We start from the raw sequence: 20,472 nt of genomic DNA, 5'->3' as shown, positions 1-20,472 counted from the left end.
GATCACCCCGGACAGTTCCGGTCCTCGATTGCACGCGGATAGCGCGTGATCCATACTTCCGGCCATGGCCGAGCTCGCCGCGCCCGCCGTCGGGGACTGGGACTTCCCGCGCGGCACCGCGAGCATCGAACTGATGACCCGCTTCGCCGCCGAACGCGGCCTGCCCGCCGAAAAGCTGCTCGCCGCCACGACGCTGTCGCCGGAGCTGCTCACCGACGCCGGCGTCCAGGTCGACGCCCGCCAGGAACTCGCCGTCGTCCGGGCACTGAGCGAACTGGACGGTTCGGACGCGACGGCGCTGGAGCTCGGCAGCCGCTACCGCGTCACCACCTTCGGCATCTTCGGCTTCGCCTGCATCAGCAGCCCGACGCTGCGCGACGCGATGCTGTTCGCGCTGCGCTACTTCGACCTCAGCTTCGCCTTCTGCATCCCGCGCGTCACGCTCGAAAGCGACCGCCTGACGCTCGAGCTCGACGACACCCGCGTCCCCGCCGACGTCGCCCGGTTCCTGGTGCTGCGCGACCTGGCCGCCATCTTCACCGTGATGCGCGACCTGCTGCCGGAGATCGCGCTGGACGACCTGAGCTTCCGGCACGAGCAGCCCGGGGTACCGGACGCCTACCTGACGACGTTCGGGCTGCGTCCCCGCTTCGACGCCGGCGCTTGCCGCGCGACGCTCGACCCCGAGCTGCTGATGCTCCCGCTGCCGCAGGCCAACGACCAGACCGTCGCCCTGTGCGCCGCGCAGTGCGAAGCGCTCGTCACGCGGCGGCGGCAGCGCTCGGGCATCTCGCAGCAGGTCCGGGAACGGCTGGTCCGCCTGGGCGGGGTCGACGCGGGGATGGACGAGATCGCCCGCCAGCTCACCCTCAGCACGCGCACGCTGCGCCGTCGGCTCACCGAAGCGGGCACGAGCTACCGGGCACTCGTCGACGAAGTCCGCCACACGCTGGCCGAAGAGCTGCTCGACACCGGCGTGCTGTCGGTCGAGGACGTCGCCTACCGGCTCGGGTACGCGGAGGCGTCGAGCTTCATCTACGCGTTCAAGCGCTGGACCGGGATGACGCCGGCGGCGTTCGCCCGTCGCTTCCGCGCCGCTCGGCAAGCACCGCCGGGTAGGTCAGCTTCAGCAGGTTCAGGATCGAGTCGGTGAGGAAGGTGCGCAGGGCCGCGCGGTCGAGCGTGCCGCGGATCAGCCACTCGCGCGACGCCGCCCGCAGCATCCCGCCGAACGACCGGATCATCGCGCGCAGCTCTTCGCGGCCTTCGGTCACGCCGGTCATCAGTGCGGCCTCCAGGACGCGGTCGGCGGCGATTTCGTCGGCCTCCAGCATGATCCGCTCGATTTCGGGGTCGCGCCCGGCCGACTCGGGCCCGATGACGGTCAGCCACGCGTCGCGGTTGCGGTCCACGACTTCGATCCAGCGCTCGACGCCGATCGCCAGCCGCTGCTCCATCGTGGTGTCCGGCAGCGCTTCGGTGACCGGCGCGGGCACGATCATCAGCTGCCGCACGACTTCCAGGTAGAGCTCGCGCTTCCCGCCGAAGTAGTGGTTGATCAGCGGGCGCGCCACCCCGGCGGCCTCGGCGATGTCCGAAGTGGACACCGACGCGTAGCTGCCCGCCCCGAACAGGCGCCGCGCGGCGGCGAGGATCTCCGCCCGCCGCTCGGCCGGTTCGAGGCGGCGGCGCCGCGGCCGGGTGCCACTGGTCATCCGCTCAGCCTCGCGGGGGATCGGCAGCCTGTCAACAAGTAGTTGACCCCTCGTCAAGAGGAGTGGCTCCGGTGGCGGGCACGGCATGTTTCACGCCGGCCGCCGCCGTTACGCAACCGGAACAACCCGCCGGTAACTCCCCGGCACCCGGATGCGACGAGACGGCAGGGACCCGTGACCGGTGGCAGGAGCCGATGACCGAAGAAGACGCGCCGATCCGGCAGGCCGGACGCTGGGTGAGTGTCCGCCTGCAGCATCGCCACGTCAGCTTCGACGAGGGCTTCGAGGTCGAAGAGCCACCGCCGGACGGCGACTGCGCGGACGAGGAATCGCTTTCGTACTCGGGCATCGTGATCACCGGCTACGACGAGGGTGCGAAAGTCTCCGAGCAGTGGATCCCGCTCGGCATCGACCCGTCCGAAGCGGACGACGAACGGCTGATCGAGCAGCTGCGCGAGGCACTGCTGTGGCAGTCGGGCCGTCCCCCGCGGACCGCGGGCGAGTGACTCACGAGCCGGTGCGCAGGCCCTCGAACGCCACCTTGCAGACCGCGTCCGCGACTTCCTCCGCCGACGAGCCGCGCCGGGGGCGGTACCACTCGATCAGCGAGTTCACCATGCCGAAGACCAGCCGCGCGGTCACCGCCGGGTCGACGTCCGGGCGGAGGTCGCCCTCCGCCGCCGCCTGCTTCACCAGGTCGGTCACCAGGCGGTCGAACTCGCGCCGGCGGGTGAGCGCGGCGCGCTCCACTTTCGTGTTGCCGCGCACGCGCAGCAGCAGCGTGACGAACGGGAGCCGGTCGGCGAGGACCAGGACGCTGCCGCGGACCAGGTGCTCCAGCCGGTCGATCGCGGGGCCGTCGAGCCGGTCGGTCGACGCCGCCACCTCGAACAGCCCGTCCAGCGCCCGGTCCACCGACAGCCGCAGCAGTTCTTCCTTGCTGGGCACGTGGTGGTAGATCGCCGACTTCGTGATGCCGAGCTTGCGGGAGAGGTCCTCCATGCTCGTGCCGTCGTAGCCGCGCTCGTTGAACAGCTTCACCGCCACCTGCAGCAGCGATTCGAGGTCGTAGCCGGGGCGCCCGCGGCGGGGCGCGGTCACGGCGTCTCCCGCTGGTCGACGATCCGCCGCATCTTGCCCATCGACCGCTCGAGGGTGTCCGGGTCGACGACGTCCACCGACACGGTCACCCCGACGCCGTCCTTCACCCCGCTCACCAGCGCGGCAGCCGCCGCTTCCCGCAGGGCGCCCGGAGCGTCGTGGCGCGCCTCGACCAGCACGGTCAGGTGGTCGAGCCGTCCGCGCGTGGACCGGACGAGCTGGAAGTGCGGGCTCAGCCCTTCGGTCCGCAGCACGATCTCCTCGATCTGCGTCGGGAAGACGTTGACCCCGCGCAGGATGATCAGGTCGTCGGTGCGGCCGGTCACCTTGTCCATCCGCCGGAACGCCGGGCGCGCGGTGCCGGGGCGCAACGCCGTGAGGTCGCGGGTGCGGTAGCGGATGATCGGCAGCGCCTGCTTGGTCAGCGACGTGAACAGCAGCTCGCCGGTTTCCCCGCTGCCCAGGACTTCTTCGGAGTACGGGTCGATCACCTCGGGGTAGAAGTGGTCCTCCCAGATGTGCAGGCCGTCCTTCGTCTCGACGCACTCCTGCGCGACGCCCGGCCCCATCACCTCCGACAGCCCGTAGATGTCGACGGCGTCGAGCGCGAACCGCTCCTCGATCTCCGCGCGCATCTGCTCGGTCCACGGCTCGGCGCCGAAGATGCCCACCTTCAGCGAAGAAGAACGCGGGTCGACGCCCTGGCGCTCGAACTCGTCGAGCAGCGTCAGCATGTACGACGGCGTGACCATGATGATCTCGGGCCGGAAGTCGGTGATCAGCTGCACCTGCCGCGCGGTCATGCCGCCCGACGCCGGGATCACCGTGCAGCCCAGCTTCTCCGCGCCGTAGTGCGCGCCGAGCCCGCCGGTGAACAGGCCATAGCCGTAGGCGACGTGCACCTTGTGCCCGGGCCGCCCGCCCGCGGCGTGGATCGACCGGGCCATCACCGTCGCCCAGGTGTCGATGTCCCGCTCGGTGTAGCCGACGACGGTGGCCTTGCCGGTGGTGCCGCTGGAGGCGTGGATGCGCCGGACGTCGGCCTGCGGCACCGCGAACATCCCGAAGGGGTAGTTCTCGCGCAGGTCCTGCTTGGTCGTGAACGGGAACTTCGCCAGGTCGGCGAGCTCCTTGCAGTCGTCGGGGTGCACGCCGGCGGCGTCGAACTTCCGCGTGTAGGCGGGCACGTTCGCGTAGGCGTGCCTGAGCGTCCACTGCAGACGTTCCAGCTGGAGGGCGGCCAGTTCGTCCGCGCCGATGTTCGCCTCGATCATGCGTCGCCCCGTTTCGCGGAGATGGCGCGGCTGCGGCCGCGGAATTCGGCGACGACCTCGGGCCCGCCGGGGGTCTCCCGGTGCACGGTGACGTCGTAGATGCCGTTGCGGCCGTAGCGGGTGCGCTCGGTGGCCGTGGCGACGAGGTGGTCGCCGAGCCGGCCGGCCGCGACGAACGAGATTTCGGCGCCCGCGGCCACGGTCACCGGGCCGTGGGTGTTGCAGGCGCAGGCGAACGCGGTGTCGGCGAGCAGGAAGACGTACCCGCCGTGGGCGATGTCGTGGCCGTTGACCATCTCGCGGGTGATCGTCATGGTCGCCACGGCCCGGCCTTCGCCCGCTTCGGCGAGTTCGATCCCCAGCGCGCGGGAAGCCTCGTCGGCGGCGAACATGGTGTGCGCGGCGTTGGTCATGTGCTCGCTCTCCAGACTGACCGAATGGACGGTCACCTCGCGGTGTCGCTCAGTAAAGGCAGTGCTCGGGGCCGTGTCAAGCACCGCCCCTTCCGATCTCCGGGGCCGGCGGCTACCATGGCAATTACTGAACGTCCGGTAGGTAATTCGGCGGGAGAGGTCGGACTTGATGGCATTGCTGCGCAGTTACGTCTCCGGGGAGTGGCACACGGCGTCCGGCGATGGCGTCCCGCTGCACGACGCGGCCACGGGCGAGGAGGTCGCCCGGATCTCGTCGGCGGGCGTCGACTTCGCGGGCGCGCTGGAGTACGGCCGCCGCGTGGGCGGCCCGGCGCTGCGGGAGCTGACGTTCCACCAGCGCGCGGCCCTGCTGAAGGCGCTCGCCTCGCACCTGCGCGAGCACCGCGAAGAGCTGTACGCGCTTTCCGCGCGCACCGGCGCCACGCTGGGTGACTCGAAGTTCGACATCGACGGCGGCATCGGCGTCCTGTTCAGCTACGGCTCGAAGGGCAAGCGCGAGCTGCCGAACGACACCGTCTACGTCGAAGGCGCGGTCGAGCCGCTTTCGCGCGGCGGCACGTTCGTCGCCCAGCACATCGCGACCCCGCTGCGGGGCGTCGCCGTCCAGATCAACGCGTTCAACTTCCCCGTCTGGGGCCCGCTGGAGAAGTTCGCCCCCGCGTTCCTCGCCGGCGTCCCGAGCCTGGTCAAGCCGGCCAGCTCGACGGCGTACCTGACCGCGCGGCTGGTCGAGCTGATCATCGAGTCGGGGATCCTGCCCGAGGGCTCGCTGCAGTTCATCGCCGGCAGCGTCGGCGACCTGCTCGACCACGTCACCGCGCAGGACCTGGTGTCCTTCACCGGCTCGGCCTCGACCGCGCAGAAGCTGCGGGCGCACCCGGCGATCATCCGCAACGCCGTCCGGTTCAACGCCGAGGCCGATTCGCTGAACTGCTCGATCCTCGGCCCGGACGCGGTCGAGGGCACCACCGAGTTCGACCTGTTCGTCAAGCAGCTGACCAGCGAGATGACGGTCAAGGCGGGCCAGAAGTGCACCGCGATCCGCCGCGCGTTCGTGCCCGCGGAGCTGCTCGACGACGTCGCCGCTGCCGCGTCGGCGCGGCTCGCGAAGGTGACCGTCGGCAACCCGGCGGCCGAGGGTGTCCGGATGGGCGCGCTGGCCAGCCTGGAGCAGCGCGAGGAGGTCCGGCGCTCGCTCAAGGCGCTGCTGGACGCCGGCAGCGTCGTCTTCGGCGACCCGGAGAAGGTCGACGTGGTCGACGCCGACGCCGAGCGCGGCGCGTTCATCTCCCCGGTGCTGCTCAAGGCCGACCCGGAGCGCTCGGAGCCGCACGAGGTCGAGGCGTTCGGCCCGGTCTCGACGCTGATGCCCTACACGTCCACCGAGCAGGTCGTCGACTTCGCCGCGCGCGGCGGCGGCAGCCTGGCCGGGTCGGTCGTTTCCGCGGACCCGGAGTTCGTGCGCGAGGTCGTCCTCGGCGCGGCGCCGTTCCACGGCCGCCTGCTCGTCCTGGACGCCGAGGACGCGAAGGAGTCCACCGGCCACGGTTCGCCGATGCCGCAGCTGGTCCACGGCGGCCCCGGCCGCGCGGGCGGCGGCGAGGAGATGGGCGGCATCCGCGGGGTGCTGCACCACATGCAGCGCACGGCGGTCCAGGGCTCGCCGGCTGTGCTGAGCTCGGTGACCGGCCGCTGGGTGACCGGCGCCCCGCGCGCGCAAGGCGACGTCCACCCGTTCCGGAAGTCCCTGGCCGAGCTGCGCATCGGCGACTCGGTGACCGCCGGGCCGCGTGAGGTGCTGCAGTCCGACGTCGACCACTTCGCCGAGTTCACCGGCGACACGTTCTACGCCCACACCGACCCCGAGGCCGCCGCCGCGAACCCGCTGTTCGGCGGGATCGTCGCGCACGGCTACCTGGTCGTCTCGTTCGCCGCGGGGTTGTTCGTCTCGCCCGAGCCCGGCCCGGTGCTGGCCAACTACGGCCTAGAGAACCTGCGCTTCCTCACGCCGGTCAAGGTCGGCGACTCGCTGACCGTGACGCTCACCGCCAAGCAGATCACCCCGCGGATCGACCAGGAGTACGGCGAGGTCCGCTGGGACGCCGACGTGACCAACGCCGAGGGCGAGTCCGTGGCGAAGTACGACGTCCTGACCCTGGTGTCGAAGGAGCAGCCGTGACAGCTGTCGCATCCCTCGAGGAGCAGTTCGAGGCCGTCATCGAGCGGGACCAGCGCATCGAGCCGCGCGACTGGGTGCCCGAGGGCTACCGCAAGACGATGATCCGCCAGATCGCGCAGCACGCGCACTCGGAGATCATCGGCATGCAGCCCGAAGGCAACTGGATCACGCGGGCGCCGTCGTTGCGGCGCAAGGCGATCCTGCTGGCGAAGGTGCAGGACGAAGCCGGCCACGGCCTCTACCTGTACTCCGCGGCGGCGACGCTGGGCGCGGACCGCGCCGACCTGACCGACAAGCTCATCACCGGCCGGCAGAAGTACTCGTCGATCTTCAACTACCCGACGCTGACCTTCGCCGACGTCGGCGTGATCGGCTGGCTGGTCGACGGCGCGGCGATCTGCAACCAGGTGCCGCTGTGCCGGTCGTCGTACGGGCCCTACGCGCGGGCGATGATCCGGATCTGCAAGGAGGAGTCCTTCCACCAGCGGCAGGGTTTCGAGCTGCTGATGACGATGATGAAGGGCACCGGCCAGCAGCGGGAGATGGTCCAGGAGGCCGTGAACCGCTGGTGGTGGCCGTCGCTGATGATGTTCGGCCCGCCGGACGCCGACTCGCCGAACACCGCGCAGTCGATGGCGTGGAAGGTCAAGCGGCACACCAACGACGAGCTGCGGCAGCGCTTCGTCGACATGTCGGTCCCGCAGGCTTCCGCGTTGGGGGTCACCTTCCCGGACCCCGACCTGAAGTGGAACGTCGAGCGCGGGCACTACGACTTCGGTGCGGTCGACTGGGACGAGTTCAAGAACGTGCTGAAGGGCAACGGCCCGTGCAACGCGTCGCGGATCGCGCACCGGCGCCGCGCGCACGAAGACGGTGCGTGGGTGCGGGAAGCCGCCGTGGCGCACGCGGAGAAGAAGGAGCGCAAGTGAGCGACCTGACGGCCGAAGGCGGCCACGGCGCCGTCCCGCTGGAGGGCGTGCCCGCCGCACCGGGCCCGGTGAAGCACGACTGGCCGCTGTACGAGGTGTTCGTCCGCGGCAAGCGCGGCCTGAACCACGTGCACGTCGGCTCGCTGCACGCGGCCGACGACGAGATGGCGCTGCACCACGCGCGTGACCTCTACACGCGGCGCAACGAAGGCGTGTCGATCTGGGTCGTGCGTGCCGCGGACATCACGGCGTCGTCGCCGGACGAGAAGGACCCGTTCTTCGCGCCCAGCGGCGACAAGGTCTACCGGCACCCGACGTTCTACGACATCCCCGAGGAGGTGCCGCACATATGAGTTTCGACAACGTGTACGAGTCGCTGACCGAGGAGAACGACGCCCGCTGGGCGTTCGGCACCGGCTTCGAGGACCCGCTGTCCGGAGTGGACACCTCGGTGCCGTCCGGAGTGGACGGTGCGCGGCTGGCCGCCTACTGCCTGATGCTCGGTGACGACGCGCTGATCTTTTCCCACCGGCTGCAGGAGTGGTGCACGAACGCGCCCGAGCTGGAGGACGAGGTCGCGATCGCCAACATCGGCCTCGACCTGCTGGGCCAGGCGCGGCTGCTGCTCGCCCGCGCCGGCAAGGCCGACGGCTCGTCGCGCACCGAAGACTCGTTCGCTTTCCTGCGCGCGGAAAACGAGTTCCGCAACGTCCGGCTCGCGGAGCTCGGCGGCGGCCACTTCGGGCACCTGATCGCGCGGCTGTTCGTGTTCTCGACGTGGCGGCTGGCGCTGCTGCAGCGGCTGGTGACGTCGGTGGACCCGGTGCTGGCCGCGATCGCGGACAAGGGCGTCAAGGAGCTGACCTACCACCGCGACTACGCGGCGCAGTGGCTCGTCCGCCTCGGCGACGGCACGCCGTTGTCGCACGAGCGGATGCAGGAAGGCCTCGACGCGGTCTGGCCGTACGTCGGGGAACTGTTCCGCACGCACCCGGACGAGCTGGTGGACGCGGCTTCGCTGCGGCCCGAGTTCGACGCGGTGCTGGACCAGGCCCTCACGGCGGCAACGCTTTCCCGGCCTGCCGCCGGTGAGCTGGCCGGCGTCTCGGGCCGCACGGGCCGCGACGGCGTCCACACCGAGCAGATGGGGTTCCTGCTGGCGGAGCTGCAGAGCGTCGCCCGCGCGATGCCGGACGCGAAGTGGTGACCGCGGCGGCCGTCGCGGCCACGGTGACCGACCCCGAGCTGCCGATGCTGACGCTCGCGGACCTGGGCGTGCTGCGCTCGGTGTCCGAGGACGAGGGCCGCGTGGTCGTGGCGATCACGCCGACCTACACCGGCTGCCCGGCGATGGACACCATGCGCGACGACCTGGAGCACGCGCTGCTTTCGGCGGGCTTCGCGGACGTCGAGATCCGGACGCAGCTGGCGCCGGCGTGGACGTCGGACTGGATTTCGGCCGCCGGCCGGGAAAAGCTGGCCTCGGCGGGGATCGCCCCACCGGGTGCGGCGCCCCGGCGGACCGGCCCGATCCCGCTGACGCTGTCGGCGCCGGTGTCTTCCGTTCGTTGCCCGTTGTGCGGGTCGGCGGACACGGAGGAGCAATCCCGCTTCGGCGCGACGGCGTGCAAGGCGCTGCGGCGCTGCCGTTCGTGCGCCGAGCCGTTCGAACACGTCAAGGAGATCTGAGGTGGCGTTTCATCCCCTGAAGGTCGCGGGCGTCACGCGGTTGTGCGACGACGCGGTCGCCGTGACGTTCGACGTGCCCCCCGCGTTGTCCGCCGAGTTCGCGTTCAAACCGGGCCAGTCCCTGACCCTGCGCCGGTCGGTCGACGGCCGCGACGAGCGCCGGTCGTACTCGATCTGCGCGGAGGCGGGCACGGCACCCCGGGTGGGCGTCCGCCTGGTCCCGGACGGCCTGTTCTCGTCCTGGCTGGTGAACGAGGTCCGCGCGGGCGACACGATCGACGTGGCCACCCCCACCGGATCGTTCACCCCGGACCTGTCGGCGGGCGGCCACCACGTCCTGATCGCGGCGGGCTCGGGCATCACCCCGGTGCTGTCGATCGTGGCGTCGTTGCTGGACACCCCGGACGCGACGGTGACGGTCCTGTACGGCAACCGCCGCACGGACACGGTGATGTTCGCCGACGAGCTGGCGGACCTGAAGGACCGCGCACCCGCGCGCCTGGAGCTGATCCACGTGCTCTCGCGCGAACCGCGCGAGGCGGAGCTGTTCACCGGGCGCCTGGACGTGCCGAAGCTGCGTGCGCTGTTCTCGTCGCTGGTTCCGGTGTCGTCGGTGGACCACTGGTGGCTGTGCGGCCCGTTCGAGATGGTGACGGGCGCGCAGGAGCTGCTGACGTCGCTGGACGTGCCGCGGTCGCGGATCCACCAGGAGCTGTTCTACGTCGACACCCCACCGGAGCCGGTGACGCACCTCGACCCGGACGTGGCGGGCGAGTCCTCCGAGGTCCGCGTGGTCCTGGACGGCCGTTCGTCGACGATGACCCTGCCCCGGACGACGTCGGTCCTGGACGGCGCCCAGAAGTTCCGCCCGGATCTGCCGTTCGCCTGCAAGGGCGGCGTGTGCGGCACCTGCCGGGCCCGGGTGACGGACGGCAAGGTGGATCTGCGCCGCAACTTCGCGCTGGAGGAGGCGGAGGTCGAGGCGGGCTTCGTGCTGACGTGCCAGTCGTACCCGGTCTCGGAGGAGATCACGGTCGACTTCGACGCCTGAGACTTCGGTCGTCCACAGGCGCGGCCACTTGTGGTCAACCAGGCCGGCAAACGGTCTGCCGGCGGGTTTTGTCGGCTGCCGCCGATAGAGTGGATCTGGGGACGCCCCCCAAGGGAGCGGCGGGGGCCTGCGCCGGCCGGTCAGCGGTGGCGGCGTGGCTTCGGGCCCGTCACCTGGTCCTCGGGTGGCGTGCCCGGGTCGTCGGCTGAGGCCGGGGCGGATCGGTTCACGCTCCCGGCGGTGGCCCTGCTCGCTCGAATACCGCTCGAGCAGTTCCTCCTCGGGCTTGCCCGTAGCGGCTCTCCGTACTGCGTCGTGAGCCGCGTCCGAGCTGCCGAATCCGGCAGATCACTCCCATGGAATCAGCCAGGAGTCAGCGGCCGCGGCGACGGCGGCGGCGTGGCTTCGGGTCCGTCACCTGGTCCTCGGGTGGCGGGTCCGCTCGCTCCTCCGGCGCCGCTTCCCGGGCGAGCGGGTCCGTCAGGCCCAGCATCTCCGCCGCCAGCTGCTGCGAACTCGCGAACATCCCCGTCGGGGCCTCGCTCGATCGCCGCAGCGCTGCCGGGCGGAGGCGGTTGTAGCCGCGGACCGTCACCGGACGGCGGAGGCGGAGTTCGTACGCCTTCTCGTCCGCGAGCTCCGCGGCCAGTTCGCGGTCGACCAGGATCGTGCCCGGGCGGGCCACCGACGTCAGGCGGGCGGCCAGGTTGACCACCGAGCCGTAGACGTCGCCGAAGCGGGACAGGATGCGGCCCGACGCCATGCCCGCGCGGACCGCCGGGAGGCTGTCGTCCGCCGACGTGCGCTCGGTCAGGGCCAGTGCGATCTCCGCCGCGTCGGGTGCCGAGTCCGCGACGAACAGGACTTCGTCGCCGATCATCTTCACCACGCGGCCGTGGTGCTCGGCGATCACCTCGGTGGCCAGCGTCTCGAACGCGTCGAGGACCCGGCTCAGCTCTTCCTCGTCGATCTGGCGGGTCAGCCGCGTGTAGCCGACCATGTCCACGAACCCCACGACCTGGGTGCGCGCCTCGACGTTGTCGCCCGAGGCCGCGAACGCGCGGCCGGCGTAGGCCGCCAGGTGGCGGCGCCAGACGAAGTTCTGGACCCGCTCCAGCTCCGGCAGCAGCCGGTCGACCAGGCGGGTCACCTGGCGTTCGCTGCGGCCCAGCTCCGGCTGCTCCCGGATCAGCTCCCACAGCATGTCGACCTGCCACTCGGCCAGCCGCGACAGGTGCTGGCCGAGCGCGCGCGTCACCGAGACCTCGATGCTCGGGTCGATCAGGCCCGACTGGACCAGCTGGTCGGCCGTCCGCATGGCTTCGACGTCGGCGTCGGTGAAGACCACCTCGTCGTCGCGCACCGTCGCGAAACCCAGCGCGCGCCAGAGCCGGCGTGACCGTTCGTCGGGCACGCCGGCCTTCTCGGCCACTTCGAGCCGGGTGTACTTCCGCCTGCCGCCGAGCAGGACGCGTTCGAGCCGCTGCTGAAGCTCCTCGCTCGGATCGGTCACGGCTCAGGTCGTGTGGACGATCAGCACGTCCACGCCGGACTTGCGCGCCACCTCGGACGGCACCGAGCCCAGGATCCGGCCGGCGATCGTGTTGAGGCCGCGGTTGCCGACGACCAGCAGGTCGGCCTCGCGCTCCTTGACCACCTTGCGCAGCGAGTCGACCGGGTCGCCCTTCACCGCGACCGTGTCGATCTTCTCCGCCCCGGCCTTCGTCGCGCGGTCCCGCGCCGACTGCAGGGTGTCCTCGGCCGGAGCCGAGCCGACGACCTGGTACGCCTCGTCACCGAGGGCGTCCTGGGCCTTGTCGACGTCGGACTGACTGGCCGGGTAGAACGCACACGCGATGACGAGCGTGGCGCCCGCGTCGCCGGCCACCGCCGCCGCGCGGTCCACCGCCGCGAACGAAGACTCCGAGCCGTCCGTGCCCACCACCACGGTCCGATATGCCGCACCCATGCGCAAAACCTCCAGGTGATCCCGCGTGAGCAGGGACGATAGCCGGTCGGTACCGACCGTGCCGGCTCGTCCGCGCCCGTGTCGGGTGGAAGGTTACTCGCCAGTCGCTTTCTGCGCTCCGCTTGCCCGCGGAGTCGGCTTCGGCGCCGGCTTGGGGGCCTGTTTGGGAGCCTGCTTGGGCGCCGGTTGCGGCTTCGGCACGTCCGACGCCTTGATCCGGATGGTTTCCTCGACGTCGCCCACCGGCGCCGTCTTCCCGGTGCCGGCCGCCGGCTTCTCGACCTTGAGGTCGGACGCCTTGAGGTCGGCCGTGACGTCCGCGGGCACCTTGACCTCGTCGCCGAGGACGGTGTGCGCCTCGGCCAGCACCGCCCGTGCCGCGCGGACCTGCTCGGCCAGCCCGCCGCGGACCTTGCGCAGCGCGTCGACCCGCTCGTTGGCCTGGGTGATCCGCCGGTTCGACTCGTCGGTCGCCGTCGTCACGCGGCGGCGCGCCTCGTCGGCGGCCTCCGCGAGCCGGGCGTTCGCCTCGGTGATCGAGTCCTGGCGGCGCTTGTTCGCGTCCGCGACCGACTCCCGCTGGCGGCGGTCGATGTCGGCCTTCGCCGACTTCTCCTCTTCGATGATCTTCGCGCGGATGTCGGCGGCGTCCTGCGTGGCTTCCTGGACGCGCCGCGCGGCCTCGGCCTTGCTCGCCGCCTCCTGCTCGGCCAGCACGCGCATCGCCTCGGTGCGGCGCGAGGCCATCGCGATCTCGAAGTCTTCTTCGACCTTGGTGCGGCGGTCCTGCGACTCGGTGTCGAGGCGCTTGCGCTCCGCCTCGGCCTTGTCGGTGATCTCCTTGGCCTGCGCGCGGGCGTCTTCGAGGACCTTGCGGTGCTCGGCTTCCATCTCCTTGCGCCGCAGGTCGAGCTCGGTGAGCAGCTGCTCGTAGCGGGCGCGCATGGCGCTGGCGTCCGTCTCGGCCTTGGCCCGGATGTGCCCGGCCTCGGCTTCGGCGCGGGCGCGCGTGTCGGCGGACTCGTCCTGCGCGAGGCGCAGCATCCGTTGCAGCCGCTCGGACAGGCCTTCGACGCTCGTCGGCGGCTGGGCGAGCCGGTCGACCTGCCCGCGCAGGTCCGCGATCTCGCCGCGCGCGATCTCCAGCTGGCGAGCCAGGTCGCCGGCCTGCGCGATGGCGGCGTCCCGGTCCGCGGTGAGCATCTTCAGGTCGGCGTCCAGCCGTTCGAGGTGCTCGTCGACCTGTGCTCGGCTGTACCCGCGCTTCGCCACGTCGAAGCCGGCTCCCAGCGGCACAAGCTCCCGTTCATCGCCAAGGCTCATGCGCCTACCGTAGTCGCAGCCGGGTCACGGAAGGGTGAGCACCCGTGCGGTGCGCCGAACGAGCCGCGTGGCGCGGCGAGAGGATCTTGCCGCACGCGGGCGACCCGGCGGCCGGGATCGCCTGCGTGCGGCCGGTTTCAGGCGCCGCGGAAGGCGTTGATCCCGTCGATGTGCTTCGCCCGCTTCTCTTCGTCGCGGACGCCGAGGCCCTCCTGCGGGGCGAGCGCGAGCACGCCGACCTTGCCCTGGTGGGCGTTGCGGTGCACGTCCAGCGCGGCCTGCCCGGTCTCTTCCAGGGAGTAGGTCTTGGACAGCGTCGGGTGGATCAGCCCCTTCGCAATCAGCCGGTTCGCTTCCCAGGACTCGCGGTAGTTCGCGAAGTGGGAGCCGATGATCCGCTTCAGGTTCATCCACAGGTAGCGGTTGTCGTACTGGTGCATGTAGCCCGAGGTCGACGCGCAGGTGACGATCGTGCCGCCCTTGCGCGCGGCGTAGACCGACGCGCCGAAGGTTTCCCGGCCCGGGTGCTCGAACACGATGTCGGGGTCGTCGCCGCCGGTCAGCTCGCGGATCTTGGCGCCGAAGCGCTGCCACTCCTTCGGGTCCTGCTCGGTGTCGGACTTCCAGAACTTGTAGTCCTCGGCACTGCGGTCGATGATCAGCTCGGCGCCGAGCTTGCGGCAGATCGCGGCCTTTTCCGGGCTGGAGACGACGCAGACGGGGATGGCGCCGCCGTTGAGCGCGTACTGCGTCGCGTAGGAGCCGAGGCCGCCCGAGGCACCCCAGATCAGGACGACGTCGCCCTGCTTCATGTCGGCGCCGTTGCGCGAGACCAGCTGCCGGTAGGCGGTGGAGTTCACCAGTCCGGGTGAAGCGGCCTCTTCCCAGGTGAGGTGGTCCGGCTTCGGCATCAGCTGGTTGGCCTTGACCAGGGCGATCTCGGCGAGGCCGCCGAAGTTGGTCTCGAAGCCCCAGATCCGCTGCTCGGTGTCGAGCATCGTGTCGTTGTGCCCGTCGGGGCTCTCGAGCTCGACGTTGAGGCAGTGCGCGACGACCTCGTCGCCGGGCTTCCAGTTGTGCACGCCGACGCCGGTGCGCAGGACGACGCCGGAGAGGTCGGACCCGACGACGTGGTAGGGCAGGTCGTGCCGCTTGGCCAGCGGCGAGAGCTTGCCGTACTTCTTGAGGAACTTGAACGTGGGGATCGGCTCGAAGATCGACGTCCACACGGTGTTGTAGTTGATCGCGCTCGCCATCACCGCGACCAGTGCTTCGCCGGGCCCGAGTTCGGGGACGGCGACCTCGTCGACGTGCAGCGACTTGCGCGGGTCCTTGTCCCGGCTTTCGAGGCCTTCGAACATGTCGACCTCGTCGGCGTGGACGGTCACCCCGCGGTAGCTCTCGGGCACGGGCAACGAGCCGAGGGCGGCGGACTCGCCGTTCAGGATGGCCTGCTGGATCTCGCCGAGCTGCGTCATCGGTTCCTCCGCGGAGATGGGGGTCAACGGCGTTGGCGGCAGAAATTACTCGCCGGTAACTCGCGTCCACAACTGTACGAGACGGACAGCACCATTACACGTCGAACTGTGACCGGACTATCTTGACCGGCTGGCCAGTCAAGCGGATCATCGGCGCTGGGTACACCCACCCGACCAGCAGTTTCACCGACGGAGGTGAGCACGAATGAGTGAAGTCTCTACGCGCGCCTGGGCCCGGCCGCACGACTGGGCCGAGGTCGTCATCGGGGTGGTCGCCGCTCTTTCACCCCTTTGGCTGAGCACGGACTCGACCGCGATGTGGACGATGGTCGTCCTGGGCGCCTTGATCGCACTCGACGGCTTGGTCTCGCTGGCCATGCCGGGCATGGTCTACGGCGAAGGCATCCAGATCGCGCTCGGCGTGCTGCTGTTCATCGCGCCGTGGGTGATGGGGTACACCGAGTTCAACGGCGCTTCCTGGACGTCCTGGATCGCCGGGGTGCTGGTGGTCATCGCCGGCGCGGCGGCGATGCCGGTCGCGACCGCCGCGCACCGCACGGCAGGCCAGCACTGACGCTGTAGGAGGCACCGGAATGACCGAGGATTCGGCGAAGGAGCGCATCTTGTGCGCCGCCGAGGCGCTCTTCGCCGAGTCCGGCTTCGACGCCACCCCGACGTCCCGCATCGCGGAGCGGGCAGGAGTGCCGAAGGGGCTGGTGCACTACTACTTCCGCCACAAGCCGGACCTGCTCACGGCGCTCGTCGAGCGCCTGCCGGACGAGCGCATCGAGCCGGCGGTGGTCGTCGTCCCCGGCGACCTGGCGGGCAGCCTGCGCAAGCTCGTCCGCGAACTCGACCACCGCTTCAGCCGGTCGTTGGGCTTGTCACACCTGTTGTGGCGCGAGGCGGACACGCACCACGTCGTCCGCGACGCCCTCCACGAGCGCTTCCAGCTCCTGGTCCGCCAGGTCCGCGCGGTGATCTTGGCGGCGACCGGCGGCGGCCTCCCATCGGCGGACGTGGAGCGCGCATCGGGCTTGCTGGCCCGCGCGGTCAGCCACCGCCACGCGACAGCCCGCCACTCGGACGACGACCTGCCGGCCGAGTTCGACGGCGAGCTGACGTTCATCGCCGACGCCCTCGCCTCGAAGGCGGCCCCGGCTTAGCGGCCCCGCGCCTGCGCGAGTTCCGGCGCAGGTGTGTGGGCGAGCTTGGCGCTGGCGGGTTCCGCCGCGGGTGTGCGGGCGGCCTTGGCGCGGCGGGGTTCCGGCGCGGACGTGCGGGCGGGCTCGGCGCGGCGGGGTGCCGGCGCGGATGTGCGGGCGGGCTTGGTACGGCGGGTTCTGGCGCGGACATGCGGGCGGGCTCGGCGGCGCAGGGTTCCGGGGCGGACGTGCGGGCGAGCTCGGCGCGGCGGGGTTCCGGCGCGGCTGTGCGGCCCGGTGCCGGTCCGGTCAGACCGCCGGCGCCCCCGGATGCCTGCCAGGGCGCGCGGACCGGCCCAGCACCGGCGGATCCCGGGCGGTCGCGCGGAACGGGTCGGCGTCAGCGGATCCCGGCGCGGACGTGCGGACCAGTGCCGGCCCGACCATCGATGGGGCGGTGGGCGGGCGCCCGCAGGTACCGGCGCGGCCCGTCGGCGCCCGCTGTTCCGGCCAGACCCGTGCGGCCCGGCCCAGCGCCGGCAGATCTCGGCGCGCCCGTGCGGACCGGCCCCAGCTCCGGCGGATCCTGGTGTGGGTCTGCAGACCTGCCCGGCGCCGGCGGGTCCCGGTGCGCGGACCGGCGCCGGGACCGGCCGGGTGTCAGGCGGGTGCGGTCCGGGCCGGGCGGAGTTGTTATGCCGGAACGGGTTCGGGGTTCAGTGTGCGTCGCCGTTCTTTGCCGGCTCCACCAGTTCCACCAGGACGCCGCCCGCGTCCTTCGGGTGGACGAAGTTCACCCGGCTGTTGGACGTGCCTCGCTTCGCCTCCTCGTACAGCAGGCGCAGACCCTGCTCGCGCAGGACCGCCGCCGCTGCGTCCACATCGGACACGCGGTACGCCAGCTGCTGCAGGCCCGGGCCGCTCTTGGTCAGGAACTTGCCGATCGCCGAGTCGTCGCGCAGGGGGGCCAGGAGCTGGATCTGGGTCTCCGTGCCCGCCGTGCCGGGGGCGCGCAGCATCGCCTCGCGTACTCCCTGCTCCTCGTTCACCTCCTCGTGCGCGACCTCCAGGCCGAAGTGCGCGCAATGGAACTCGATGGCCGCGTCCAGGTCCGGGACCGCGATGCCGACGTGGTCGATGGCCGTCACGAACGGCCGCAGGGCGTCATTCATGGAGGCAGGATAGGGGGCCGCGGGGCGGCGTCGAGGCGGAATCGTCGCGTGCCCCGCCTCACACTGGCTCCATCAAGAAGGCCGCCTCCCGGGTATGGTCGGCAAAACTGCCCATGCGCCGATGCTTGGAGGACGCCGTGTCCGGTTCCGTGATCCTGGGTGCCGCCCGTACGCCGATCGGGCGCCTGCTCGGCTCCCTCAAGGACTTCACGGGAGCCCAGCTGGGCGGGTTCGCGATCAAGGCGGCCCTCGAACGCGCCGGGGTCTCCCCGGACGCGGTCCAGTACACGATCATGGGCCAGGTGCTGACCGCCGGCGCCGGCCAGATCCCCGCCCGCCAGGCCGCGGTCGCCGCGGGCATCCCGATGAGCGTGCCCGCGCTGACGATCAACAAGGTCTGCCTCTCCGGCCTCGACGCCATCGCGCTCGCCGACCAGCTGATCCGGGCCGGCGAGTTCGACCTCGTCGTCGCGGGCGGCCAGGAGTCGATGACCCAGGCGCCGCACCTGCTGCCGAAGTCCCGCTCCGGGTTCAAGTACGGCGACACCACGCTCGTCGACCACATGGCCTACGACGGCCTGTTCTGCGCCTTCGACCAGGTCGCCATGGGTTCCTCGACGGAGAAGTACAACTCCCGCTACGGCGTCACCCGCGAGCAGCAGGACGCGTTCTCCGCCCGCTCCCACCAGCGCGCCGCCGAGGCGATCAAGAACGGCTACTTCGCCGACGAGATCGCGCCGGTCGCCATCCCGCAGCGCAAGGGCGACCCGGTCGTCTTCGACACCGACGAGGGCGTCCGCGCCGACACCACCGCCGAGGGCCTCGCCAAGCTGCGCCCGGCCTTCGCTTCCGACGGCACCATCACCGCGGGCTCGGCTTCGCAGATCTCCGACGGCGCCGCCGCCGTCATCGTGGCCAGCAAGGCGAAGGCCGAGGAACTCGGCCTCACGCCGCTCGCCGAGATCGGCGCGCACGGCGTCGTCGCCGGGCCGGACGCGAGCCTGCACGAGCAGCCGTCGAACGCCATCCTCGCCGCGCTGGCCAAGGAGAAGCTGACCGCCGACGCGCTCGACCTCGTCGAGATCAACGAGGCCTTCGCCGCCGTCGGACTCGTTTCGACCGAGAAGCTCGGCCTCGACGCGGACAAGGTCAACGTCAACGGCGGCGCGATCGCGCTCGGCCACCCGATCGGCGCCTCCGGGGCCCGGCTCGCCGTGCACCTGATCCACGAGCTGCGCCGCCGCGGTGGCGGCCTCGGCGCGGCCGCGCTGTGCGGTGGCGGTGGCCAGGGCGACGCCCTGCTGCTGCGGGTGCCGTCCGCGTAAGTGGCCGGTTCCCTCGACCTCGACGACCTGGTCGGCCGCGCGCGGGACGGGCAGCCCCGTGCCGTCGCGCGGCTGCTGTCGCTCGTCGAGGACGCCCACCCCCGCGTCGCCGAAATCGCGCGGGCGCTGACCCCGCACGCCGGGCGGGCCCGGGTCGTCGGGCTCACCGGTCCGCCCGGCGTCGGCAAGTCGACTTCGACTTCGGCGCTGCTCACCGCGTTGCGCGCGGAGGGCAAGCGGGTCGGGGTGCTCGCGATCGACCCGTCTTCGCCGTTTTCGGGCGGCGCACTCCTCGGCGACCGGATCCGGATGACCGAGCACGCCACCGACCCGGGCGTCTTCATCCGCTCGATGGCCACGCGCGGCCACCTCGGCGGGCTCTCGTGGGCGACCCCGCAGGCCGTGCGCGTGCTCGACGCCGCCGGGTTCGACGTGGTGCTGATCGAGACCGTCGGCGTCGGACAGTCCGAAGTGGACGTCGTGAAGCTGGCCGACACCACCGTGGTGCTGCTCGCCCCGGGGATGGGTGACGGGATCCAGGCCGCGAAGGCCGGGGTGCTCGAGATCGCCGACGTCTTCGTCGTGAACAAGGCCGACCGCGAGGGCGCGGACGCGACGGTGCACGACCTCAAGCAGATGATTTCCCTGGCGCGCCGGGAGATCCGGGGCGCGAGCTGGCGCCAGCCGATCGTGCGGACCGTCGCGGCGAAGAGCGAGGGTGTCGACGAAGTGGTGCAGGCGCTGGCTTCGCACCACGAGTGGCTGGTCGCCCACGACGAGCTGGCCCGGCGCCGGGCGGCCCGGGCACGCGACGAGGTCGAAGCCATCGCACTCCGGCAGGTGCGAGCCGAGCTCGTGGACCTGCGCGGCGGGGGACGGCTCACCGAGGTCGCCGAGCGGGTCGTGGCGCGGGAGCTGGATCCGTTCGCCGCCGCGGACGAGCTGATCGCGGAACTGCGGAGCTAGCGCCGTCGCCCGGCGGGGGACTGTGCTTTCCGCTCTCCGGCCGAGTAGTAGGCGAGGAACATGTCCACGCCGCGGTCGATCAGGTCGTGGGTGCGCTCCTTTCCGATCCGTTCGCCGTAGGCGGCGTGGGTGAAGTGCGGGTAGAGGACGAGGGCGTAGAGCTGGACCAGGGCCAGCTCGATGTCGGGGATCTCGAGCTCGCCGGCGTCGATGCGCCTGCGGAACTCCTCGGTGAGGATGGCCGACGTCAGGTCGGGGCCGTTGGCCTTCCACGCCTGGCCGAGTTCGGGGAACCGCTGTGCTTCGCTCGCGACGAGCGCGCGCAGCGCGAGCACCTGGGGCTGCGCCATCCCGGCCACCCACCCCCGCGCCGTCCGCACGAGGATCTCCCGGATGTCCTCCGATTCGGCCAGGCTCTTCTCGAGCGCCGACGTCGACTGCTGGAGTGCCTCCTTGAGAGCGTCGTGGATGACCGCGTGGAACAGCTCGTTCTTGCTGCCGAAGTGGTTGTAGATCGTCACCTTCGAGACGTCGGCCCGGTGCGCGATGACGTCGATGCCGGCTTCGAAGCCGCGAGCGAGGAAGACCTCGCGAGCGGCGTCCACGATCGCCCGCCGCTTGAGGTCGGCGCGCTCGCCGGTGGGTGTGCGCCGTCGCGTGTCAGTCATGCGCTCAGCATAGCGACCTCCTGAACTGCTCAGTCCAGTTCATCTGAACTGAAC

22 protein-coding genes are annotated in these 20,472 nt (G+C 71.4%); 12 read left to right on the top strand and 10 right to left on the bottom strand.

Annotation, left to right across the window (positions count from 1 at the left end):
- Positions 1 to 64: 64 nt before the first annotated feature.
- Positions 65 to 1,153 (top strand): AraC family transcriptional regulator, encoded by a 1,089-nt coding sequence (locus tag MUY14_RS28730; protein ID WP_247013744.1) that lies wholly within the window; start codon positions 65 to 67, stop codon positions 1,151 to 1,153.
- Here MUY14_RS28730 and MUY14_RS28725 read toward each other — a convergent pair.
- Entirely contained in the window at positions 1,044 to 1,715 is a 672-nt protein-coding gene (locus MUY14_RS28725; RefSeq protein WP_247013743.1) for a TetR/AcrR family transcriptional regulator, read from the bottom strand. The two genes, MUY14_RS28730 and MUY14_RS28725, sit on opposite strands and share 110 nt — an antisense overlap.
- 194 nt (positions 1,716 to 1,909) lie before the next feature.
- Between MUY14_RS28725 and MUY14_RS28720 the strand changes: the two genes are divergently transcribed.
- Positions 1,910 to 2,221: a hypothetical protein gene (locus MUY14_RS28720; RefSeq protein ID WP_247013742.1), complete on the top strand. Its 312-nt coding sequence runs from the start codon at positions 1,910 to 1,912 to the stop codon at positions 2,219 to 2,221.
- Between the two features lies 1 nt (position 2,222).
- On the opposite strand, the gene MUY14_RS28715 is transcribed toward MUY14_RS28720, so the two are convergent.
- Genes MUY14_RS28715 through paaI form a run of 3 tightly spaced genes read right to left on the bottom strand, consistent with a single transcriptional unit; the run spans position 2,223 to position 4,503 of the window.
- Positions 2,223 to 2,816 carry a TetR/AcrR family transcriptional regulator gene (locus MUY14_RS28715; RefSeq protein ID WP_247013741.1) on the bottom strand — a complete coding sequence of 198 codons (594 nt, stop codon included), beginning with the start codon at positions 2,814 to 2,816 and terminating at the stop codon, positions 2,223 to 2,225.
- Positions 2,813 to 4,090 carry a phenylacetate--CoA ligase PaaK gene (gene paaK / locus MUY14_RS28710; RefSeq protein WP_247013740.1) on the bottom strand — a complete coding sequence of 426 codons (1,278 nt, stop codon included), beginning with the start codon at positions 4,088 to 4,090 and terminating at the stop codon, positions 2,813 to 2,815. Before paaK ends, MUY14_RS28715 begins: the two co-directional genes overlap by 4 nt.
- Positions 4,087 to 4,503, bottom strand: a complete 417-nt coding sequence (paaI, locus tag MUY14_RS28705) for a hydroxyphenylacetyl-CoA thioesterase PaaI (RefSeq protein WP_247013739.1) — start codon at positions 4,501 to 4,503, stop codon at positions 4,087 to 4,089. Before paaI ends, paaK begins: the two co-directional genes overlap by 4 nt.
- A gap of 169 nt (positions 4,504 to 4,672) precedes the next feature.
- Here paaI and paaZ point away from each other — a divergent pair, with 169 nt between their 5' ends.
- The 6 genes from paaZ (at position 4,673) to paaE (ending at position 10,372) form a co-directional block, all read left to right on the top strand.
- Positions 4,673 to 6,703: a phenylacetic acid degradation bifunctional protein PaaZ gene (gene paaZ, locus MUY14_RS28700; protein WP_247013738.1), complete on the top strand. Its 2,031-nt coding sequence runs from the start codon at positions 4,673 to 4,675 to the stop codon at positions 6,701 to 6,703.
- On the top strand, positions 6,700 to 7,632 hold the full coding sequence (gene paaA / locus MUY14_RS28695; protein WP_247013737.1) for a 1,2-phenylacetyl-CoA epoxidase subunit PaaA: 933 nt from the start codon (positions 6,700 to 6,702) through the stop codon (positions 7,630 to 7,632). The genes paaZ and paaA overlap by 4 nt, the downstream gene beginning before the upstream one ends.
- 68 nt (positions 7,633 to 7,700) lie before the next feature.
- A complete protein-coding gene (gene paaB, locus MUY14_RS28690; RefSeq protein ID WP_247025279.1) occupies positions 7,701 to 7,985 on the top strand; it encodes a 1,2-phenylacetyl-CoA epoxidase subunit PaaB in 285 nt (94 codons plus the stop codon).
- Positions 7,982 to 8,839: a 1,2-phenylacetyl-CoA epoxidase subunit PaaC gene (gene paaC, locus MUY14_RS28685; protein ID WP_247013736.1), complete on the top strand. Its 858-nt coding sequence runs from the start codon at positions 7,982 to 7,984 to the stop codon at positions 8,837 to 8,839. Before paaB ends, paaC begins: the two co-directional genes overlap by 4 nt.
- On the top strand, positions 8,833 to 9,321 hold the full coding sequence (gene paaD, locus MUY14_RS28680; protein WP_247013735.1) for a 1,2-phenylacetyl-CoA epoxidase subunit PaaD: 489 nt from the start codon (positions 8,833 to 8,835) through the stop codon (positions 9,319 to 9,321). Before paaC ends, paaD begins: the two co-directional genes overlap by 7 nt.
- A gap of 1 nt (position 9,322) precedes the next feature.
- Positions 9,323 to 10,372: a 1,2-phenylacetyl-CoA epoxidase subunit PaaE gene (gene paaE, locus MUY14_RS28675; RefSeq protein WP_247013734.1), complete on the top strand. Its 1,050-nt coding sequence runs from the start codon at positions 9,323 to 9,325 to the stop codon at positions 10,370 to 10,372.
- Positions 10,373 to 10,745: 373 nt separating this feature from the next.
- On the opposite strand, the gene MUY14_RS28670 is transcribed toward paaE, so the two are convergent.
- From MUY14_RS28670 to ccrA, 4 genes are all read right to left on the bottom strand, one after another.
- The gene (locus MUY14_RS28670; protein WP_247013733.1) at positions 10,746 to 11,885 is read right to left on the bottom strand and encodes an adenylate/guanylate cyclase domain-containing protein; all 1,140 of its coding nucleotides are present in this window, start codon (positions 11,883 to 11,885) and stop codon (positions 10,746 to 10,748) included.
- A 3-nt stretch (positions 11,886 to 11,888) separates the two neighbouring features.
- Positions 11,889 to 12,341 (bottom strand): universal stress protein, encoded by a 453-nt coding sequence (locus MUY14_RS28665; RefSeq protein WP_247013732.1) that lies wholly within the window; start codon positions 12,339 to 12,341, stop codon positions 11,889 to 11,891.
- Positions 12,342 to 12,434: 93 nt separating this feature from the next.
- The gene (locus MUY14_RS28660; RefSeq protein WP_396126870.1) at positions 12,435 to 13,637 is read right to left on the bottom strand and encodes a chromosome segregation protein; all 1,203 of its coding nucleotides are present in this window, start codon (positions 13,635 to 13,637) and stop codon (positions 12,435 to 12,437) included.
- Between the two features lie 164 nt (positions 13,638 to 13,801).
- Positions 13,802 to 15,142 carry a crotonyl-CoA carboxylase/reductase gene (ccrA, locus tag MUY14_RS28655; RefSeq protein WP_247013730.1) on the bottom strand — a complete coding sequence of 447 codons (1,341 nt, stop codon included), beginning with the start codon at positions 15,140 to 15,142 and terminating at the stop codon, positions 13,802 to 13,804.
- 205 nt (positions 15,143 to 15,347) lie between these two features.
- On the opposite strand from ccrA, the gene MUY14_RS28650 reads away from it, so the two are divergent.
- Together MUY14_RS28650 and MUY14_RS28645 are read left to right on the top strand one after the other, a co-directional pair.
- Entirely contained in the window at positions 15,348 to 15,716 is a 369-nt protein-coding gene (locus MUY14_RS28650) for an SPW repeat protein (RefSeq protein ID WP_247013729.1), read from the top strand.
- A 19-nt stretch (positions 15,717 to 15,735) separates the two neighbouring features.
- The gene (locus MUY14_RS28645; RefSeq protein WP_247013728.1) at positions 15,736 to 16,308 is read left to right on the top strand and encodes a TetR/AcrR family transcriptional regulator; all 573 of its coding nucleotides are present in this window, start codon (positions 15,736 to 15,738) and stop codon (positions 16,306 to 16,308) included.
- Positions 16,309 to 17,003: 695 nt separating this feature from the next.
- On the opposite strand, the gene mce is transcribed toward MUY14_RS28645, so the two are convergent.
- The gene (mce, locus tag MUY14_RS28640) at positions 17,004 to 17,459 is read right to left on the bottom strand and encodes a methylmalonyl-CoA epimerase (protein WP_247013727.1); all 456 of its coding nucleotides are present in this window, start codon (positions 17,457 to 17,459) and stop codon (positions 17,004 to 17,006) included.
- A gap of 137 nt (positions 17,460 to 17,596) precedes the next feature.
- On the opposite strand from mce, the gene MUY14_RS28635 reads away from it, so the two are divergent.
- Positions 17,597 to 18,784: an acetyl-CoA C-acetyltransferase gene (locus tag MUY14_RS28635; protein WP_247013726.1), complete on the top strand. Its 1,188-nt coding sequence runs from the start codon at positions 17,597 to 17,599 to the stop codon at positions 18,782 to 18,784.
- Positions 18,785 to 19,750 (top strand): methylmalonyl Co-A mutase-associated GTPase MeaB, encoded by a 966-nt coding sequence (gene meaB, locus MUY14_RS28630; protein WP_247013725.1) that lies wholly within the window; start codon positions 18,785 to 18,787, stop codon positions 19,748 to 19,750. It abuts the gene before it with no gap.
- On the opposite strand, the gene MUY14_RS28625 is transcribed toward meaB, so the two are convergent.
- Positions 19,747 to 20,418 carry a TetR/AcrR family transcriptional regulator gene (locus tag MUY14_RS28625; RefSeq protein ID WP_247013724.1) on the bottom strand — a complete coding sequence of 224 codons (672 nt, stop codon included), beginning with the start codon at positions 20,416 to 20,418 and terminating at the stop codon, positions 19,747 to 19,749. The genes meaB and MUY14_RS28625 overlap by 4 nt on opposite strands.
- Positions 20,419 to 20,472 lie beyond the last annotated feature (54 nt).

It is taken from the genome of Amycolatopsis sp. FBCC-B4732 (genome assembly GCF_023008405.1).
GTDB lineage: Bacteria > Actinomycetota > Actinomycetes > Mycobacteriales > Pseudonocardiaceae > Amycolatopsis > Amycolatopsis pretoriensis_A.
The sequence above is the reverse complement of the archived record's forward strand: the minus strand, read 5'-3'. Positions and strand labels throughout refer to the sequence as shown.

Excerpts from the sequence above, each read along its gene's own strand:
- ccrA (WP_247013730.1), bottom strand. The coding sequence starts at position 15,142 with ATGACGCAGCTCGGCGAGATCCAGCAGGCCATCCTGAACGGCGAGTCC.
- MUY14_RS28665 (WP_247013732.1), bottom strand. The coding sequence starts at position 12,341 with ATGGGTGCGGCATATCGGACCGTGGTGGTGGGCACGGACGGCTCGGAG.
- paaC (WP_247013736.1), top strand. The coding sequence starts at position 7,982 with ATGAGTTTCGACAACGTGTACGAGTCGCTGACCGAGGAGAACGACGCC.
- MUY14_RS28625 (WP_247013724.1), bottom strand. The coding sequence starts at position 20,418 with ATGACTGACACGCGACGGCGCACACCCACCGGCGAGCGCGCCGACCTC.
- mce (WP_247013727.1), bottom strand. The coding sequence starts at position 17,459 with ATGAATGACGCCCTGCGGCCGTTCGTGACGGCCATCGACCACGTCGGC.
- paaK (WP_247013740.1), bottom strand. The coding sequence starts at position 4,090 with ATGATCGAGGCGAACATCGGCGCGGACGAACTGGCCGCCCTCCAGCTG.
- MUY14_RS28650 (WP_247013729.1), top strand. The coding sequence starts at position 15,348 with ATGAGTGAAGTCTCTACGCGCGCCTGGGCCCGGCCGCACGACTGGGCC.
- MUY14_RS28645 (WP_247013728.1), top strand. The coding sequence starts at position 15,736 with ATGACCGAGGATTCGGCGAAGGAGCGCATCTTGTGCGCCGCCGAGGCG.
- paaI (WP_247013739.1), bottom strand. The coding sequence starts at position 4,503 with ATGACCAACGCCGCGCACACCATGTTCGCCGCCGACGAGGCTTCCCGC.
- MUY14_RS28730 (WP_247013744.1), top strand. The coding sequence starts at position 65 with ATGGCCGAGCTCGCCGCGCCCGCCGTCGGGGACTGGGACTTCCCGCGC.
- MUY14_RS28720 (WP_247013742.1), top strand. The coding sequence starts at position 1,910 with ATGACCGAAGAAGACGCGCCGATCCGGCAGGCCGGACGCTGGGTGAGT.
- MUY14_RS28725 (WP_247013743.1), bottom strand. The coding sequence starts at position 1,715 with ATGACCAGTGGCACCCGGCCGCGGCGCCGCCGCCTCGAACCGGCCGAG.
- paaZ (WP_247013738.1), top strand. The coding sequence starts at position 4,673 with ATGGCATTGCTGCGCAGTTACGTCTCCGGGGAGTGGCACACGGCGTCC.